Source organism: Microbacterium sp. XT11 (assembly GCF_001513675.1).
In the GTDB taxonomy this organism is placed as follows: domain Bacteria; phylum Actinomycetota; class Actinomycetes; order Actinomycetales; family Microbacteriaceae; genus Microbacterium.
The window spans coordinates 1,498,326-1,516,479 of record NZ_CP013859.1; the positions used below are offsets into that span (position 1 = coordinate 1,498,326).

Sequence of the window (18,154 nt, forward strand, 5' to 3'; positions counted from 1 at the left end):
GACGAGGGAAGAAGGACGAGCATGAGCACCTCAGCACCCGCCGCCGGCGGGACGGGCATCGAGCTGACGATCGGCGGCATGACCTGCGCGTCGTGCGCCAACCGCATCGAACGCAAGCTGAACAAGCTCGACGGAGTGACGGCCACGGTGAACTACGCCACCGAGAAGGCCAAGATCACGGTTCCCGAGGGGTACGACCCTGCGCTCCTGATCGCCGAGGTCGAGAAGACCGGCTACACAGCAGCGCTCCCCGAACCGCCGCGGTCCGACGCGCCCGCAGGCACGGGCGACGACGCCGATCCCGAGCTCGCCTCGTTGCGTCAGCGCCTCATCGGCGCCGTGGTGCTCACGGTCCCCGTCATCGCCATGTCGATGATCCCGGCCCTGCAGTTCACATACTGGCAGTGGGCGTCGCTCGCGCTCGCTGCTCCCGTGATCGTGTGGGCGGCATGGCCCTTCCACCGCGCAGCGTGGGCGAATCTCCGTCACGGCGCCGCGACGATGGACACGCTGATCTCGATGGGCACGGCCGCCGCGTTCCTGTGGTCGCTGTACGCCCTGTTCTTCGGCACGGCCGGCGAGCCGGGGATGACGCATCCGTTCGCGCTGACGATCGGCCCCGCCGACGGCGCCGCCGACATCTACCTCGAGGTCGGCGCAGGCGTCACGATGTTCATCCTCGCCGGACGCTACTTCGAGAAGCGATCGAAGCGGCAGGCCGGTGCGGCGCTGCGCGCCTTGCTCGAGCTCGGTGCGAAGGAGGTCTCGGTGCTGCGTGACGGCGTCGAGACGAAGGTCGCGATCGATCAGCTGCGCGTCGGCGACGAGTTCGTCGTGCGCCCCGGCGAGAAGATCGCCACGGACGGGGTCGTGGTGTCCGGCACCTCCGCCGTCGACGCGTCGATGCTCACCGGGGAATCGGTGCCCGTCGAGGTCGCCGAGGGCGACCCCGTGGCCGGCGCGACCGTGAACGCGGGCGGGCGGCTCGTGGTGCGCGCCACGCGTGTCGGAGCCGACACGCAGCTCGCGCAGATGGCGAAGCTCGTCGAGGACGCGCAGACCGGCAAGGCCGAGGTGCAGCGTCTCGCCGACCGCATCTCGGGCGTCTTCGTGCCGATCGTGATCGTCATCGCCGTGGCGGCCCTCGGCGCCTGGCTCGGCGCCGGATTCCCCGCCACGGCCGCCTTCACCGCCGCCGTGTCCGTGCTCGTCATCGCATGCCCGTGCGCTCTCGGTCTCGCGACGCCGACCGCGCTCCTGGTCGGGACGGGACGCGGAGCACAGGTGGGCATCCTCATCAAGGGGCCGGAGGTGCTCGAGTCCACGCGGCGGATCGACACCATCGTGCTCGACAAGACGGGTACGGTCACCACCGGGCGCATGGCTCTCGTCGACGCGGTCACCGAGTCGGGCGTCGACCGCGAGGAGCTGCTGCGACTGGCGGGAGCGCTGGAAGACGCGTCGGAGCACCCCATCGCGCAGGCCATCGCCACGGATGCGCGGAAGCAGGCCGGTGCGCTTCCCGCGGTCCTCGACTTCGTGAACGTCGAAGGCAAGGGCGTGCAGGGCATGGTCGACGGCCACGCCGTCGTGGTGGGGAGGGAGACTCTCCTCGCCGACTGGGCCATGCACCTCTCGCCCGAGGTCGCAGGCGCCAAGGGTCGTGCCGAAGCCGAAGGCAAGACGGTCGTCGCCGTCGGCTGGGATGGAGCGGCACGCGGCATCCTCGTCATCGCCGACACGGTGAAACCCACGAGCGCACAGGCCGTGAAGGAACTCCTCGCGCTCGGACTGACGCCCGTGCTCCTCACCGGAGACAATGACGCGGTCGCGCGCCGCGTCGCTGCCGAGGTGGGCATCGACCGCGTCCACGCCGAAGTGCTTCCTCAGGACAAGGTCGACGTGGTCGCGCGGCTCCAGGCCGAGGGCAAGGTCGTCGCGATGGTGGGCGACGGAGTGAACGACGCGCCGGCCCTCGCGAAGGCCGACCTCGGGCTCGCCATGGGCACCGGCACTGACGTGGCGATCGAGGCCTCGGACATCACCCTCGTGCGCGGCGACCTCCGCAGCGCTGTCGACGCCATCCGTCTCTCCCGGCGCACGCTCTCGACCATCAAGACGAACCTGTTCTGGGCCTTCGCCTACAACGTCGCGGCCATCCCGATCGCGGCGCTCGGCATGCTCAACCCGATGCTCGCCGGCGCCGCGATGGCGTTCTCGAGCGTGTTCGTGGTCGGTAACAGCCTGCGCCTGCGCGGGTTCCGCAGCGTCGCCGCCGAGTAGCCACGGCGGGCCGCGGTCAGGCGGGCCGCGATCCGGCCGGCCGCGATCGGGGCCGGGGTCAGAGGAGACTAGTGATCGCGGGGTCGCGCTCGGCCACGCCCGCCGCGGTCGCGACGATGACGCGGCGCATCGCGGCCACGGCGGCGGCCGGCCTGACGTCCGAACGGTGGGCGAGGCTGATCGTGCGGGTCATCGACGGATGCGCGAGCCGCACGGACCGCAGCTCAGGCCGGTCGAGCAGCACCATCGCCGGAACGACCGCGACCCCCACGCCGCGCTCGACGAAGCGCAGCACGGCATCCATCTCCGCCCCCTCGAGCACCAGCGTCGGCGTGAGGTCGGCGGCGCGGAACGCGGCATCCGTCGTCGCCCGCAATTCGTAGCTCTCGTCGAACGCGATGAGCGGCAGCGCGGCGAGTTGTTCCAGCTCGATCGCGGATCCGTCGGTGATGGGCGGTTCGGCGGCGGAGGAGACCACGACGAGCTCCTCCGTGAGCAGCGGCATCCGGGTGAGGCTCACGCCCGGCACGGCGTGGCCCGCCGATTCGGTGATGAGCGCGATGTCAACGGCGCCCACCGCGAGCTGCTCGACGAGCAGGCGCGAGCCGCTCTCGGTGAGGTGCAGGTCGACCCCGGGGTGCGCGGCATGGAACGTGCTGACGGTCTCTGCGACGAGGCTGATGCAGAGCGTGGGCGGGGCGCCGAGTCGCACGCGGCCTCGGCGGAGTCCGCGGAGCTCGCCCATCTCCTCGCGGATGGCCTCGGCTTCTGCGAGCATCCTCTGCGCCCGGGGGAGCAGCGTCTCTCCGGCTGCGGTCAGCGCGATGTGACCGCGTGCGCGGTGGAACAACTCCAGCCCGAGTTCGCGCTCCAGCGTCGAGATCTGCCGGCTCAGCGAGGGCTGCGCCAGATGCAGGCTCTCCGATGCCCGCGTGAAGTGGCCGAGGCGGGCGACCTCGACGAAACCGCGCAGCTGCTCCAGGTTCATGCCGACAGTGTATCGATTCGAGTGCAACAATGCATTGGAGTTATCGGATGTCGGTTCCTAGCGTGGAACCCATGAGCACCCGGGAACGTCAGATCTCCACCACCGTCCTCGTCATCGGCACAGGCGGTTCGGGCTTGCGCGCGGCCATCGAGGTCGCGGAGCACGGCGTCGACGTGCTCGCCGTGGGCAAACGACCCCGCAACGACGCGCACACCTCGCTCGCAGCCGGGGGCATCAACGCGGCGCTCGGCACCATGGACGCCGAGGACTCGTGGCAGCAGCACGCCGCAGACACCATCAAAGAGAGCTACCTGCTCGCCAACCCCCACACGGTCGAGATCGTCACGCAGGGCGCAGAGCGCGGCATCCGCGACCTCGAACGCTGGGGCATGGACTTCGCGCGCGAAGCCGACGGTCGCATCTCGCAGCGCTTCTTCGGCGCGCACACCTACCGCCGCACCGCCTTCGCCGGCGACTACACCGGGCTGGAGATCCAGCGGACGCTCGTCGCCCGCGCCTCACAGCTCGACGTGCCGATCCTCGACAACGTCTACATCACCCGCCTGCTCGTGCGCGACAACGTCGTGTTCGGCGCGTACGGCTTCGACCAGGGCGACGGAACGCGCTACCTCATCCACGCGGACGCCGTCATCCTCGCCGCGGGCGGACACAACCGCATCTGGCGCCGCACCTCTTCGCGTCGCGACGAGAACACCGGGGACTCCTTCCGCCTCGCGGTCGAAGCCGGCGGGCGCCTGCGCGACCCCGAGCTCGTGCAGTTCCATCCGTCCGGCATCCTGGAACCCGAGAACGCGGCGGGAACGCTCATCTCCGAGGCGGCGCGCGGGGAGGGCGGCATCCTCACCAACGCGCTCGGCGAGCGGTTCATGGCGAAGTACGACCCCGAGCGCATGGAGCTGTCGACCCGTGACCGTGTCGCGCTCGCCGCGTACACCGAGATCGCCGAGGGCCGCGGCACGCCGAATGGCGGCGTGTGGCTCGACGTGTCGCACCTGCCGCGTGCGGTCATCATGGAGCGGCTGCCGCGCGTCTACCAGACCATGATGGAGCTGCAGATGCTCGACATCACGGCGCAGCCCATCGAGATCGCGCCGACCGCGCACTACTCCATGGGCGGCGTGTGGGTGCGCCCGGACGACCACCGCACCGACGTGGAGGGGCTGTACGCGATCGGCGAGGCGTCGAGCGGACTGCACGGCGCCAACCGTCTCGGCGGCAACTCCCTCATCGAGCTGCTCGTATACGGGCGCATCGTGGGCCAGGCAGCCATGGCGCACGCGGCGGGGCTCGACGCGCAGCGACGGTCGGCGGATGCCGTGGCACAGGCGCGTGCCGAGATCGACGACCTGCTGGCCGCCGACGGCACCGAGAACGTGCGTGCGCTGCAGCGGGCGATCCGCAACACCATGACCGACTATGCCGGCGTCGTGCGTTCGGAGCAGGGCCTTCGCACGGGGCTCGCCGAGCTCGATCTCATCGAAGGGCGCATGGAGGATGTCGGCATCCACCCCGACATCGCCGGTTTTCAGGACCTGGCGCACGCCTTCGACCTCAAGGCATCGGCCCTGGCCGCTCGCGCCACTCTCGAGGCCGCCCTGGAGCGGCGCGAGACCCGCGGATGCCACAACCGCAGCGACTTCCCCGACACCGACCCGACGCTGCAGGTGAACCTCGTGTGGAGCCCGCGCACCGGGGTGACGCGCGAGGAGATCCCGCCGATCCCCGCCGAGATCGCCGAGCTCATGCGCGACGTCGACACCACGGGCAAGCTCGTCGAATAGCCCCGGCCCCTTCGCCCCTCGCCCCCTTCGCTCAGGTATGAGTTGTGGTCGGAAAATCGCCCATTTTCCGACCACAACTCATACCTGAGCGAGGTGAGCGTGGGATACGGGGGTGGGGGGCGGTCAGGCGTCGGGGTCGGGGGCGTCGATCACGCCGATTCCGACGGCGTGGTGGTCGGGTTCGGCCTCGTCCCGCGGGGGCGCCTTCGGCTCCTCACTCGGCTCCTTCTCGGTGCTGGGCTCCTCGAGCTGCTCGGTGCTCGGGATCTCCGCGCCGTCGGCGTCTTCGGGTGACTCGGCCTGCGCGGGCGTCTCGGCGGTGACCTCGCCCGCGTTCCCCGACGAGGGACTCGGCGTCGGAGTCTGCGCCTCCGGCTCGGACGGTGTGTTCTGCTCTGGCGTACCGGTCGTCATGGTGACCCCTTTCGCGTGGTGGACGCCCACAGGATGCCGAAGCGAAGCGGGCGACGCGAGGGGCTTGACGGGGGCGGCCCCGGTGATCATCCGATCTGACGGGTCTCCATGGCGACGATCCTGTCGCCCTCGGACGTGACGAGGAGGATCGATGCCGGTGTGCCGTCTTCGACGGCGACCACGGCGAAGGCGTCGCCCAGCTCGACGATCTCGAAGTCGAAGCCCTTCGCGTAGCGGTGGTACGCCGCCGCGCTCGACGCGACGCGCTCGGCGCCGCGCAACAGCCGGACCCCTCCGTCGCCGAGATCCTGCCGGAACTCCACGTCGGGATGCAGGAGTGCGAGCAGGCCCTCGAAGTCGCCGTCGCGCGCGGCCTCGAGGAAGGCCTCGACGACGCGGCGACGCCGGTCACGGCCGTTCGCCGTCGGTCCCTCCGCCGGAGCGGCTCCGCGCACGCGCTCCCGCGCCCGGCTGGCGAGCTTTCGCGTCGCGGGGACCGTGCGCTCGACGAGCGGCGCGACCTCGTCGAACGCGAGGCCGAACACGTCGTGCAGGACGTAGGCGAGGCGCTCGTCCGGGTTCAGCTGCTCCAGCACGAGCATGAGCGCATAGCCGACCCGGTCGGCGCGTTCTGCGCGCAGCACCGGATCGTCGTCGTCGGGGGCGCGCTCGGCATCCGGCAGGAGATCGAGCGGGTGCTCCCGGCGACGCGTGCGTGCACGCAGCTGGTCGAGACAGATGCGGCTGACGACCGTGGTCAGCCAGGCGCGGAGGTCGTCGGCCTGCGGTGTCGCCCTGGACACCCGCAGCCATGCCTCCTGCACCGCGTCCTCGGCGTCGGCGTACGACCCGAGCATGCGGTACGCCACCGCGGTGAGATAACGACGATGGACTTCGAACTCCTCCGCCGAGGACGACGCGTGCACGATCGGCAACCTATCGCTCAGAACGACCCGGCCGGCTGGCGGATCGCCGCGTTCAGGCGGTTCCACACGTTGATCGCGCCGATCTCGAACAGCAGCCCCGAGAGCTGGCGGCGATCGAAGTGCTGCGACAGCTGCGCCCAGAGCTCGTCGGTCACCGGATCGTGGTGGTCGGCCAGCCTGGTGAGCACCTCGGTGAGCTCGAGGGCGGCGCGTTCCGCCGCGGTGAAGTACGGGGCGTCGCGCCATGCGGCGACCGCGTGCAGGCGCTCGGGTGCCGCCCCGTCCTCGACGATCTGGCGCGAGTGATCCACGACGCACCAGCTGCAGCCGTTGATCTGGCTCGCTCGCAGCGAGATGAGGTGCAGGATCTCCTCGGGGACCCCGGAGGCCTGGGCTGCGCGGTTGACGGCGCTGATGGCGTCGATGCCGCCTTCGAGCAGGAACGCCGGATGCGGCATCCGCGCCTTGTGGGTGACGACGTCGGATGCTGCAATGGTGGTGTCGCTCATGTTCTTCTCCTTCGTGGATGGTTCTGTAGAGGAGACGAACGACGCGGCAGAAGTGTGACGGATCCGATCGGGCATGCCCGACGTAGGCTGGAGCGGTGACAGCGTACGTCTCGGCCTTCGACCTCTTCTCCATCGGAGTGGGGCCGTCGAGCTCCCATACGGTCGGGCCGATGAGGGCCGCGCTGGATTTCGCGCGCCGGCTGCAGGCGACCGGCGCACTCACCGGTGTCGCACGTCTCGGGTGCACGCTGTACGGTTCGCTGGGCGCCACCGGGATCGGCCACGGAACGCCGGATGCCGTGGTCGCCGGCCTGCGCGGACTGGAGCCGGAGACCTGCGACCCGGCCGAGGTGCGGGCGGCGTGGACCGACTATCCCGAGGGTGCGCCGCTCCGGCTGGCCGGTGCCCACGACGTCGCCTTCGCCAAGGACGACATCGTGTTCGCACCCCGCACCCGTCTGCCCGGGCACCCGAACGCCATGACGATCACGGCCAGGGACGCCGAGGGTGGAATCCTCGCCGAGGAGACCTACTACTCCATCGGCGGTGGGTTCATCAGACGCGAGGGAGAGGAGGCTGCGGTCGCTGCAGCGGCGTTGCCGTACTCCTACGCGGATGCCGCGTCGCTGATCTCCCTGTGCGACGAGCACGGACTCACGATCGCCGAGCTCGCACGGCTGAACGAGACGGCGATGCGCAGCGAGGAGGAGGTCGCCGCGGGACTCGACGCCATCTGGGACGCGATGGCCGCGTGCGTCGACGCGGGCCTGCATGCCGACGGCGTGCTCCCCGGCATCCTCAAGGTGAAGCGCCGAGCAGGCACCATCCGCGCGCAGCTCGAGGCGGTCGAGGCCGGAGGGCACAGAGAACTGCCGGGGGAGTGGCTCGGAGCGTTCGCCCTCGCCGTGAACGAGGAGAACGCCGCAGGCGGCAGAGTCGTCACCGCGCCGACGAACGGGGCGGCCGGCATCTTGCCCGCCGTCGCGATGTACTGGTGGCGTTTCCTCGCCGACTCCGGGCTCGGTGCGGGCAACGCGGTCACCCCGTACGGCGAGCTCGTCGGCAGCGCCCTGCTCGGCTTCGACGGGGCGAGGCCGATCACGGATGCCGCGGCCGGAGCGGGGCGCGACGACATGGTCGCCGAGGCGAACCGGCGGCGCGGCATCCGGCGCTTCCTCCTCACGGCCACCGCGCTGGGATCGCTGTTCAAGGCCAACGCCTCGATCTCGGGCGCCGAGGGCGGCTGCCAGGCGGAGGTCGGGTCGGCCTGCGCGATGGCAGCCGGGGGACTGACCGCCGTGATGGGCGGGACGAACCGGCAGATCGAGAACGCCGCGGAGATCGCGATGGAGCATCACCTCGGCCTCACGTGCGACCCGATCGGCGGGCTCGTGCAGATCCCGTGCATCGAGCGCAACGCGATCGCCGCCTCGACCGCCGTGACCGCGGCCCGGCTGGCGCTGCGCGGGGACGGCAGCCATTACGTCTCGCTCGACGCGGTCGTCGAGACCATGCGGCAAACGGGGCTGGACATGTCGACCAAGTACAAGGAGACCAGCGAGGGCGGACTCGCCGTGAACGTCATCGAGTGCTGAGCCGCATCTGCCAGGCGGATGTCGGATGCGGGAGATAGCCTCGGTGCCGATGGAGTCGATCTGGACGGCAGGGGCGAAGCGGCGGCGGGAGCAGCCGATCGTGTCGGTGCGCCCTGCGGACGATGCACCCGCTCCCGGAGCCCGGTGGCCGACGAACATCCCCGCGGTCGCCCAGGTGCTGCGCGACGGTATCGACCTCGCACCCGGGGTGACCTTCCTCGTCGGCGAGAACGGCAGCGGCAAGTCGACCATCGTCGAGGGCATCGCGGTCGCCTACGGCCTCTCGCCCGAGGGCGGTTCCCGCAACGCCCGGCACAGCACGCGACCGACCGAGTCTCCGCTGTCGGACTGGTTGCGCCTCCAGCGGGGCGTCGGGGCGAGTCGATGGGGCTTCTTCCTGCGTGCCGAGACGATGCACTCGTTCTACACCTATCTCGAAGAGAACCCGTCGACGCGGGGCCCGGATGTGCCGTTCCATGAGATGAGCCACGGCGAGTCGTTCCTCGCCGTGCTCGAAAGCCGCTTCGACGAGCCCGGGTTCTACTGTCTCGACGAGCCCGAGGCTGCGCTGTCGTTCTCGTCGACGCTCGCTCTCATCGCCGTGCTTGAGCGCATCGCCGACGACGGCGGGCAGGTGCTCTGCGCCACCCACTCGCCCGTGCTCGCCGCGCTTCCCGGTGCTCGCATCCTCGAGGTGGGGGAGTGGGGCATCCGCCCGACCACGTGGGACGACCTCGAGCTCGTGCACCACTGGCGGTCGTTCCTCGACGCGCCCTCGAGGTACCTGCGCCATCTGCTCGGCTGAGAGATCGGATGCCGGCGCTCACCGTGTCGTGCGGGCGGCCGGGCGGGCTGATCGCCGCGCCCCACTGCGCACCGGCGCGTGCACGTAGGCGCCCGTGCGTACCAGCCGAGGCATGCGGGCCGGCGAGGAGTCGTAGGCTGTCGGGCATGAGCGAGACGAAGGCACCGAGGCGGCGCGGCAGGCCGCGCGGGGGTTCCGACTCGCGTGAGCGCATCATCGCGGCCGCGGTCGAGGAGTTCGGAGACCGCGGATACGACGCGGCGACCGTACGGTCGATCGCCGCGCGGGCCGGGGTCGACTCCGCGCTCGTGCACCACTACTTCGGCACCAAGGCCGACCTCTTCGCCGAGGCCGTCGGGGTGCCCATCCGCCCAGACGTCGATGTCCCCGGCATCATCGCGGGTCCGCGCGACGAGGTGGGCGAACGGCTCGTGCGCTACGTGCTTGACGCGTTCGAGCAGCCGGAGGTGCGTCGTCGCGGCGTGATGCTCATTCGCACGGCGCTCGGCAGCACGCTCACGACGCCGCTGCTGCGTGGCTTCCTCACGCGCGAGCTGATCGGCCGGATCGCACGGACGCTCGGCGTCGACGACGCGGAGCTGCGCGCGAGCCTGGTCGCCTCGCAGATCGCCGGGCTGCTCATCGCCCGGTATGTACTGCGGCTGCCCGCGCTGGCCGCGGCGCCGGTCGACGACATCGCGGGCCGCGTCGGCCCCACGGTGCAGCGGTACCTCTTCGACTGACGGCCCGGGCGCGCGCGGGCGGACGGGGCGCGGGCGGGGCGGGGGCGGCGCGGCCGCGGCGCGGGTGCGGCGCGGGCGGGGGCGCGGGTGCAGGTGCGGGTCGTCGGCACGGCTCGGGCGTGGGCGCACGGGGCGGGGCGGCGTCCCGTTTCGGTCTTGTGCGGGTCGGCATCCGTGTTTGCCGTCGCGCTCCGGTGGTGGGAAACGTCGGAGTTTGGGGGCGGCGCGCCGGTGCGGGGGTGTGTCAGGCGGCGTGTCGTGCGGATTCTCCGACGTTTCGTACCGGTACCGGCACGGCGCGACGTGCACGGGACCGGCGCGGCGCGGGCGTGGGCGCACGGGGGGGGCGGCGTCCGGTTTCGGTCGCGTGGGGTCGGCATCCGTGTTTGCCGTCGCGCTCCGGTGGTGTGAAACGTCGGAGTTTGCGGGCGGCACGCCGGTGCGGGGGCGTGTGGGTCGGCGTGTCGCGCGGATTCTCCGACGTTTCGTACCGGGACCGGCGCGGCGCGGGCGTGGGCGCACGGGGGGCGGCGTCCGGTTCGGTCTTGTGCGGGTCGGCATCCGTGTTTGCCGTCGCGCTCCGGTGGTGGGAAACGTCGGAGTTTGGGTGCGGCGCGCCGGTGCCGGGGGCGTGTGGGTCGGCGTGTCGTGCGGATTCTCCGACGTTTCGTACCGGCAAGCGCACCCGGTCCGGCCCGGCACCCGGCAGGAACCGGCACCGGCACCGGCACCGGCACCGGCACCGGCACCGGCAGGCAGCGGCACCGGCAGGCAGCGGCACCGGCACCGGCAGGCACCGGCACCCGGCCCGGCACCGGCATCCGGCCGGCAACGGCACCGACCCGTCGCGGCACGGCCCGCGCCTCACACGTGCGGAAGAGCCGTTGACCGCGCCGTCTCCGAGGCGCATAATTCATCACATGATGAATAATTCGGCTGTCGAGATCTCGCAGCTTCGCGTGCGACGAGGAAAGACCCATGTCTTCGACGGCATCGACCTCACGGTTCCGCGGGGCGAGATCACAGGACTGCTCGGCCCGTCCGGTTGCGGAAAGACCACGCTCATGCGCTCGATCGTCGGTGTGCAACGCATCGCGTCGGGCGAGGTGACCGTGCTCGGCGAGCCGGGCGGGTCACGTCGGCTGCGGCACCGCGTGGCGTACGGAACGCAGGGTGCCGCGGTGTACGACGACCTCACCGTGCGTCAGAACCTGTCGTATGTCGCCGCCGTGCTCGCCGCGCCGAGGCGCGACGTCGACCGCGTCATCGACGAAGTCGGGCTGCGGTCTCAGGCCGGGCAACTGGTCGGCTCGCTGAGCGGCGGTCAGTCGACGCGGGTGTCGCTGGCGATGGCGCTCATCGGCTCGCCCGAGCTGATCGTGCTCGACGAGCCGACGGTGGGACTCGATCCGGTGCTCAGGGCCGAGCTGTGGGAGCTGTTCCGCGGCCTGGCCGACCGTGGCGTCACCATGATCGTCTCGAGCCACGTCATGGACGAAGCGCTGCGCTGCGATCGCCTCCTGCTCATGCGCGACGGTCGGATCATCGCCGACACCACGCCCTCCGACCTCCTTGCCGACACGGGGACGACAGAGCCCGAGGCGGCGTTCCTCGCCCTCATCGAACGCGATCGCGAGTCGCACGCGTCCTCTCGGCGCGCGCGCAGAGAGGAGTCGGAATGAACGCTCGACGCACCCTCGCCACAGCGGGTCGCGTTCTGGCGCAGCTGCGCCACGATCCGCGTTCCATCGCTCTCATGCTCATCGCCCCGAGCCTCCTCGTCGGACTGTTCGCCTGGCTGTTCAGCGACCAGGATGGCGTCTTCGACCGGTTCGGCGGGGCGATCCTGGCGCTCTTCCCGTTCATCGTGATGTTCCTCATCACATCGATCACGACGCTGCGGGAGCGTCGATCCGGCACTCTCGAGCGGCTCATGACCACCACGCTCGGCAAGGCGGACTTCATCCTGGGATACGCTCTGGCGTTCGGATTGATGGCGGTCGTGCAAGCGGTCGTCACCGTCTCGTTCGCCGTCGGTGTGTGCGGTCTCGACGTCGACGGTGAGCTCTGGCAGCTCGGAGTGGTGGCCGTCATCGACGCTCTGCTCGGCACGGCCCTCGGCCTGCTGGCGAGCGCCTTCGCGCAGACCGAGTTCCAGGCTGTGCAGTTCATGCCGCTGCTGGTGTTCCCGCAGATCATCCTGGGCGGACTGTTCATGCCGCGCGACGAGATGCCCGACGTGCTGCACGCGATCTCCGACTGGCTGCCGTTGAGCTATGCCATCGACGCCGTCAACGCGGTGGCGGAGGGCGACGCCGGCGACGACGTTCTCGGTCCGCTGCTGGTCGTCGCCGCCTTCGCCGTCGGAGCGCTCGTGCTCGCGTCGCTCACGCTGCGCCGGCGCACCGCTGAGCGACGGTTGCACGCGTTCACAACTCCGGAGATCCGGGCCGGCGCACGGCGAATCCGTGGGGGCCAGGCGGCGCGAAGCGCGCTGTCTCCGGAGTTGTGAAGCGGACCGGGGCGTCTCCCGCGCGTTCAGGCTCGCGGGCGTCTCAGGGTGGCCGAGAGGCGGACCGCCGAGATGAGGAAGAAGATCGCGCCGAGCGTGGCATAGCCCGCCGCTCCGGCGATCATCGCGCTGCCCTGCAGCCCCTGGAACAGGAATCCCGCGCCGACGAAGACGGAGATGCCTCCGGAGAGCATCTGCGGCACCTGACCGCCGTTGCGGCGGTTGCGGATCGCCGCGATGAGCTGCGGCACCCCGGCGACGATCGCCCAGACGCCCCAGACGGCAAGGGCGGCGGAGATCGAGGCCGACGAGGCGATGCCGAGCGCGACCGCGACGGCGAGGCTCACGGCGACGTTGACCCATTCTGCGGCCTTCGAGCGTCGGGTGTCGGGGTCGGCGCGCAGCTGCCACAGCACAGCGCCGGCGTCGAAGAGCGGATAGAGGATCAGCAGCACCGTCAGCAGGGGGTTCGGCGCGGTGGTTGCCGCGGCGGCCGCGAAGAGGATCGCGGCCCAGATGACGGCGAAGCCGAAGCGCACGAGGTACAGGGTGCGCAGGGCCTGGGGGTATGTGCGGGCCGTGTCAGAGGTGGTCATCGGTGATTCTTTCGTGTCGGTCTCGGCCGGTCTGCGGTCACGAGACGGAGGTGGTGAGGGTGACGGGAACGTTCCCGCGGGTCGCGACCGAGTACGGGCAGACGTCGTGCGCCGCAGCGACGAGGGTCTCGGCGGTCTGCTGGTCGATGCCTCCGCCGATGTGCACGTGCAGGCCGGCGGTCAGTGCGAGGGCCTCGGCGTCTTTGACGAGCGACACCTCGGCTGAGACGGTCGAGCCGGTCACCGGGACCTTCCTCTGGGCGGCGATCATCTTGAGCGCGGAGTGGAAGCACGATGCCCAGCCCGCGGTGAAGAGCTGCTCGGGGTTCGTGGCCCCGCCCGGTCCTCCCATGGATGCCGGGATCGCGAGAGTCACGTCGAGCAGGCCGTCATCGGTGGTGGCGCGGCCACCCGCACGGCCTTCGCCGGTGGACGTCGCGGTGGTGGTGTAGAGGGTCGTGGGCATGGTGTCTCCTGGTCGTGGTGCGAATGATCGTGATGCGAAGTAGAGTTACTAGTTCGTCTACATGGAGAATGTAGACTAGTCGGTATACGAGCGCAAGCCGCACTCGAGATTCCCGGAGGACACGATGCACGCTGCAAGTGCGGAGACGACGCCTAAGGCGCGGTCGGGCCACGCCACGCGCGCGAGGATCCTCGAAGCGGCGAACGACCTCTTCTATGCCGACGGCATCCGCGCGACCAGCGCCGATCGCATCATCGAGCGCGTCGGCATCACGAAGGTCACCTTCTACCGTCACTTCCGCACCAAGAGCGACCTGGTCGTGGCGTACCTCGAGGGGCAGGCGGCGGCGGAGCGAGCATGGATGCAGAGCATGCGAGTCTCCGGAGACCCGGCGTCGACACTGGCCTCGATCGCCGCAGGTATCGGCGGTGCCAGCTGCAGCCACGGGTTCCGCGGGTGCGCATTCATCAACGCGGCCGCGGAGTTCTCCGATCCGGACGATCCCGTTCGCGCGGCGGTGGAGTCGCACAGGAACTGGATGCTCGGCGAGTTCGCCGCCATCGCGGCCGAGGCCGGATCGGCCGACCCGGCGCAGACCGGTCGTCAGCTGATGATCCTGCGCGACGGTGCGATGGTGAACGGTTATCTGGGAGACGCCTCGTCGCTGGCCGCATCACTCGCCGCTGCCTTCGGCTCGGTGATTGGCGCACTCGCCGCCTGACAGCCCGCAGCGCCCTCGGTACACGACAGAGCGGATGCCGCGACACTCTGGTCGCGGCATCCGCTCTGTGTGCTCTGCTTACTCCGCGGCAGGTGCCGGTGCGGCAGGAGGAGGCGGCGGAGTGGTCGGGTGCGGCTGGCGGACCACGGGCGTCGACGCGGCGGCCACGCCCTCTCCGATACCCCGGCCGACCGCCTGGCCCTGGATGATCGATGCGAGATCCAGCCCGGTGGCGGCGCTGACGCTGTCGAACACCGACTTGAGGGCCTTCGCGCTGTCGGCGCCGACGACGTTCGACGCGCCGTCGTCGCCGGAGCCGCCGATGATCGACACGCTGCCGATCGTGGCGTAACCCTTCGCGAACTCCGACATGATCGCCGGGAGCGTCTCGAGGACTCGCTGCGAGAGGAACGCCTCCTGGTTCGATGCGATGGCCTTCGCCTCGGCCTCGACGGCTGCTGCCCTTGCCTCGCCCTCGGCGCGGATGGCGTCGGCTTCGGCCTGGGCTCGCACCCGGCGGGCCTCTGCCTCGGCCTCGGCCTGAGCGCGCAGCGCGTTGGCCTCACCGGTCGCGCGGGCGATGGCTGCGGCGGCCTCACCGTCGGCCTTGGCCTTGTCGGCCTGCGCCTGCTGCTCGGCGATGCGGGTGCGTGCTTCGGCCTGCTTGATCTGCTCGATGGCGGCCGCCTCAGCGGCCTTCTCGCGCGTGTACAGCTCAGCCTGCGCGCGGGTCTCGGCCTCGTAGCGCTGAGCGTCGGCGACGCGCTTGACGTCGGCGTCGAGCTGCGCCTGCTTGTTCTCGGCCTGCTGCTGGAGAACGGCCTGCTCGGCCTGCGCCCTGGCCAGCTGCTCGGCCTGCTCGGCTTCGGCTCGGGCGCGACCCACACCGGCGTTGGCGTTCGCGGTGTTGGTGTCGAGCGCGGTCTGCTCGATGAGGTTCGCCTCCTGGTTGGCGATGTTCTTCTGGTTGATCGCGCGGTCGGCGTTGGTCTGCGCGATCTCGGCGGCCTGACGCTTCGCCTGGATCTCCGGAGCACCGAGCGACTGGATGTAGCCGACGCGGTCGGTGATGCCCTTGATCTGGAACGAGTCGAGGATGAGGCCCTGTTCGGCGAGCTCCTGCGAGACATCGGCAGCGATCTGGTCGGAGAACTTCTTGCGCTCGCGCATGAGCTCGACGACCGAGAGCGTGGCGACGATGCCGCGCAGCGCGCCCTCCAGCTGCTCGGTGGTGAACTGCTCGATCGCCTTGTCCTGCGACGCGAAGCGCTCGGCGGCCCTGCGCACGTAGACCGGATCGGAGCCGATCTTGACGATGGCGACCCCGTCGACGTTGAGGGTCACGTTGTCGAGCGACTGCGCTTCGGCGTTGAGCGACACCTGGCGCGATCGCAGCGAGATGATCTCGTGGCGCTGCGTGATCGGGTTGACGAGCGACTTGCCGTTGACGATGACGGTGACAGGCGATTCCTCGGTCTCGGGGCGCGTGGTGCCGTCTGCCGCGACGACCGTGCGCTGCACGCGCTGTTTGCGCCCGGAGATGACGAGCGCTTCGTCGGCCCGGGCCACCTTGATCCAGCTCCGTGCGAACAGCAGCAGGATCAGCAGCACGACGACGGCGACGGCGAGCGCGATTCCGACGATGACGAGGATGCCGATGATTCCGGCGATCTCCATGAACGACCTCCCTGGTCCCCCCTCGGGGGTGGTCTGCGGCACCGGCGCGGACGTGGCCGGCACTCGGTTCCACCATGCCAGATAACGGCGGATGCCGTCGTGCGGGAGGGCGATCAGGCGCGGCGCAGCTTGTCTGCGAGGTCGCGAAGGGTGCGCAGCTCGTCGTCGTCGAGGCGGGACATGCGTTCGGCGATGGAGCGACCGTGCACCGTCGCGAGCGCGCGGAATGCACGAGCCCCGGCATCCGTCGCGCGGATCAGGGCGCCCCGGCCGTCGTCGGGATCGGGGCACTTGGAGACGAGCCCGCGTGCGACCATCCGGTCGATCAGGCGCGAGACGCTCGGCTGGCTGATGAGCATGTTGCTGGTCACGTCACGCAGTCGCGCGGTCATGTCGGGGGAGCGGGTGACGGTGAGCAGCACGTCGTACTCGGCCTGAGTGAGGTGTGCGTCGTCGAAGTCTCTGGCCATCTCGTCGAACAGCTCATGCTGCGCGCGGAAGAGACTCTCCCACGCTTCGAGAGCGAGCTTGCGATCGGCCATGGAGAACAGCGTAGTGGCGGAGCGGAAAGGGGTGGCCGCGGAGCCACCCCTTCCGCGGCTCACTCGGTGCGGTCTTCGGGTGTGACCCACTGCACGAGCTGGTAGACGACACCGTTGGGGTCGGCCATCTGGAAGAAGCGCTCGCCCCACGGCTCCGTGTGGATCGGCGTGACGATCTCGACGTCCTGCGAGATGAGCCGGGCGTACTCCGCGTCGATGTCGTCGACGGTGAACACCACCAGCAGTCCGCCGGCCGGACCGGCTTGCGCGGGGGGCGTGAACGTCGGCAGCCCTGTGCGCAGGTAGATGAGGTTGAAGCCGGCGTGCGGCTGCTCAAGGGAGCAGAACCCGTCGGCGGCCATCGCCGTCGTGAAGCCGAGGTACTTCTGGACCCAGGCCGCCGACGCGTCGACGTCAGCGACGTTCAGGGAAAGGGCGGAGGCGGTGAAGGTCACGGATCCTCCGTCGAGGGGGTCTCGGGTGCGGGCGTGCGTGTCGAGTGCGGTGGTAGCGGTCACGGGAGCTCCTTATCTATACGCCGTACAATGTAATGCGTATAACGCAACTGTGGCAAGATCATTCCCATGGCGGACCGGACGGGCTCAGGAGAGCCCAGCAGAACCCTGGCTCTTCTGTGGGGGCAGGTGGCACCGGCTCGCAAGGGTCCGGCGCGATCCCTGACGGTCGAGAAGATCGTGGATGCGGCGCTCACGCTGGCGGACGAGCAGGGGCTCGCCGCGGTGACAGTGCGGGCGGTCGCGCAGGCCGTCGGCGTCTCGCCGATGTCGGTATACACTTACGTTCCCGGCAAGCCCGAACTGCTCGACCTCATGGTCGATGCGCTCTACCTCCGCATGGTCCGGCCGAAATGGGGTGAGGTGCCGTGGCGCGTACGTCTGACCGCGGTGGCCGAGATGAACAGGGCGCTCTTGCGGGAGCATCCGTGGCTGACCGAGATTGCGGCGCTCAGCCGCCCGCCCCTCGGGCCCGGCGTGATGGCCAAGTACGAGTACGAGTTGTCGGCCTTCGACGGGCTCGTCCTGTCTGACGTCGACGTCGACGCCGCCTTGACCTTTCTGCTCGGGTTCGTGCAGGGGCATTGTCGGTCGGTGCACGATGCGGAGCGGTCTGTGACCGACACCATGATGAGCGACGCGGAGTGGTGGGAGGCGAATCAGCCGCTCCTCGCTCTCGCCTTCGATCCCGAGGCGTACCCGCGAGCGGTGCGAATCGGCGCGGCGGTCGGCGAAGCGCAGCAGTCTGCGTGGGATGCCGCGCGGGCATGGTCGTTCGGCCTGGAGCGGACGCTCGATGGTCTCGCTGCGATCATCGAGCGACCGGCGTCGGGACGCTGAGCGAGTGCAGCGGCGAGGGGCGCACGAAAGAGGGCCGGTCGGAGAGGCTTCCGACCGGCCCTTGTCCCTTGCACCAAGAGTGTCCTGCAATCACATGAGGTGGATGCCACAGCAAAACATTCACCGTGCGCTCACTCTATAACGGCGAGATAACGAATGCAACGGTTTGGTCACGAAAAGTCGATCTGCGCGGTGATGTTGCGGGCGCTCGGCCTTCGGG

At 70.2% G+C, this 18,154-nt stretch carries 18 protein-coding genes; 9 read left to right on the forward strand and 9 right to left on the reverse strand.

Annotated features, from left to right (window positions below; translation table 11 throughout):
- Nucleotides 1–21 precede the first annotated feature (21 nt).
- Complete coding sequence (locus AB663_RS06945) at nucleotides 22–2,283, forward strand: heavy metal translocating P-type ATPase (RefSeq protein ID WP_067197203.1); 2,262 nt, start codon at nucleotides 22–24, stop codon at nucleotides 2,281–2,283.
- A 58-nt stretch (nucleotides 2,284–2,341) separates the two neighbouring features.
- Here the strand turns inward: AB663_RS06945 and AB663_RS06950 are convergent, their stop codons facing one another.
- Entirely contained in the window at nucleotides 2,342–3,271 is a 930-nt protein-coding gene (locus AB663_RS06950; protein WP_067197206.1) for a LysR family transcriptional regulator, read from the reverse strand.
- Nucleotides 3,272–3,342: 71 nt separating this feature from the next.
- Here AB663_RS06950 and AB663_RS06955 point away from each other — a divergent pair, with 71 nt between their 5' ends.
- Nucleotides 3,343–5,073: an L-aspartate oxidase gene (locus tag AB663_RS06955; RefSeq protein WP_067197209.1), complete on the forward strand. Its 1,731-nt coding sequence runs from the start codon at nucleotides 3,343–3,345 to the stop codon at nucleotides 5,071–5,073.
- 123 nt (nucleotides 5,074–5,196) lie between these two features.
- On the opposite strand, the gene AB663_RS06960 is transcribed toward AB663_RS06955, so the two are convergent.
- The 3 genes from AB663_RS06960 to AB663_RS06970 all read right to left on the reverse strand — a co-directional run bounded on the left by AB663_RS06960 (nucleotide 5,197) and on the right by AB663_RS06970 (nucleotide 6,922).
- A complete protein-coding gene (locus AB663_RS06960; protein ID WP_157540964.1) occupies nucleotides 5,197–5,487 on the reverse strand; it encodes a hypothetical protein in 291 nt (96 codons plus the stop codon).
- Nucleotides 5,488–5,573: 86 nt separating this feature from the next.
- Nucleotides 5,574–6,413, reverse strand: a complete 840-nt coding sequence (locus AB663_RS06965) for a sigma-70 family RNA polymerase sigma factor (RefSeq protein ID WP_232304657.1) — start codon at nucleotides 6,411–6,413, stop codon at nucleotides 5,574–5,576.
- A 17-nt stretch (nucleotides 6,414–6,430) separates the two neighbouring features.
- Complete coding sequence (locus AB663_RS06970; protein ID WP_198147948.1) at nucleotides 6,431–6,922, reverse strand: carboxymuconolactone decarboxylase family protein; 492 nt, start codon at nucleotides 6,920–6,922, stop codon at nucleotides 6,431–6,433.
- Nucleotides 6,923–7,017: 95 nt separating this feature from the next.
- Between AB663_RS06970 and AB663_RS06975 the strand changes: the two genes are divergently transcribed.
- From AB663_RS06975 to AB663_RS06995, 5 genes are all read left to right on the forward strand, one after another.
- On the forward strand, nucleotides 7,018–8,517 hold the full coding sequence (locus AB663_RS06975; protein WP_067197213.1) for an L-serine ammonia-lyase, iron-sulfur-dependent, subunit alpha: 1,500 nt from the start codon (nucleotides 7,018–7,020) through the stop codon (nucleotides 8,515–8,517).
- Nucleotides 8,518–8,566: 49 nt separating this feature from the next.
- The gene (locus AB663_RS06980; RefSeq protein ID WP_067197216.1) at nucleotides 8,567–9,322 is read left to right on the forward strand and encodes an AAA family ATPase; all 756 of its coding nucleotides are present in this window, start codon (nucleotides 8,567–8,569) and stop codon (nucleotides 9,320–9,322) included.
- A 146-nt stretch (nucleotides 9,323–9,468) separates the two neighbouring features.
- Entirely contained in the window at nucleotides 9,469–10,065 is a 597-nt protein-coding gene (locus AB663_RS06985) for a TetR/AcrR family transcriptional regulator (protein WP_067197220.1), read from the forward strand.
- Nucleotides 10,066–10,988: 923 nt separating this feature from the next.
- On the forward strand, nucleotides 10,989–11,747 hold the full coding sequence (locus AB663_RS06990) for an ABC transporter ATP-binding protein (RefSeq protein WP_083511339.1): 759 nt from the start codon (nucleotides 10,989–10,991) through the stop codon (nucleotides 11,745–11,747).
- Entirely contained in the window at nucleotides 11,744–12,577 is an 834-nt protein-coding gene (locus AB663_RS06995; protein ID WP_083511151.1) for an ABC transporter permease, read from the forward strand. Before AB663_RS06990 ends, AB663_RS06995 begins: the two co-directional genes overlap by 4 nt.
- 26 nt (nucleotides 12,578–12,603) lie before the next feature.
- On the opposite strand, the gene AB663_RS07000 is transcribed toward AB663_RS06995, so the two are convergent.
- A complete protein-coding gene (locus AB663_RS07000) occupies nucleotides 12,604–13,173 on the reverse strand; it encodes a DUF308 domain-containing protein (protein ID WP_067197227.1) in 570 nt (189 codons plus the stop codon).
- 37 nt (nucleotides 13,174–13,210) lie between these two features.
- A complete protein-coding gene (locus AB663_RS07005; RefSeq protein WP_067197230.1) occupies nucleotides 13,211–13,639 on the reverse strand; it encodes an Ohr family peroxiredoxin in 429 nt (142 codons plus the stop codon).
- Nucleotides 13,640–13,763: 124 nt separating this feature from the next.
- Here AB663_RS07005 and AB663_RS07010 point away from each other — a divergent pair, with 124 nt between their 5' ends.
- Complete coding sequence (locus AB663_RS07010; RefSeq protein WP_067197233.1) at nucleotides 13,764–14,360, forward strand: TetR/AcrR family transcriptional regulator; 597 nt, start codon at nucleotides 13,764–13,766, stop codon at nucleotides 14,358–14,360.
- Nucleotides 14,361–14,438: 78 nt separating this feature from the next.
- On the opposite strand, the gene AB663_RS07015 is transcribed toward AB663_RS07010, so the two are convergent.
- From AB663_RS07015 to AB663_RS07025, 3 genes are all read right to left on the reverse strand, one after another.
- Nucleotides 14,439–16,037, reverse strand: coding sequence for a flotillin domain-containing protein (locus AB663_RS07015; protein ID WP_067197237.1), 1,599 nt, complete (start codon nucleotides 16,035–16,037; stop codon nucleotides 14,439–14,441).
- Nucleotides 16,038–16,150: 113 nt separating this feature from the next.
- A complete protein-coding gene (locus AB663_RS07020; RefSeq protein WP_067197240.1) occupies nucleotides 16,151–16,579 on the reverse strand; it encodes a MarR family winged helix-turn-helix transcriptional regulator in 429 nt (142 codons plus the stop codon).
- A gap of 59 nt (nucleotides 16,580–16,638) precedes the next feature.
- Nucleotides 16,639–17,097 carry a VOC family protein gene (locus tag AB663_RS07025; protein ID WP_232304658.1) on the reverse strand — a complete coding sequence of 153 codons (459 nt, stop codon included), beginning with the start codon at nucleotides 17,095–17,097 and terminating at the stop codon, nucleotides 16,639–16,641.
- A gap of 66 nt (nucleotides 17,098–17,163) precedes the next feature.
- Between AB663_RS07025 and AB663_RS07030 the strand changes: the two genes are divergently transcribed.
- Nucleotides 17,164–17,934, forward strand: a complete 771-nt coding sequence (locus tag AB663_RS07030; RefSeq protein WP_067197243.1) for a TetR/AcrR family transcriptional regulator — start codon at nucleotides 17,164–17,166, stop codon at nucleotides 17,932–17,934.
- The last annotated feature ends 220 nt before the right edge of the window (nucleotides 17,935–18,154 follow it).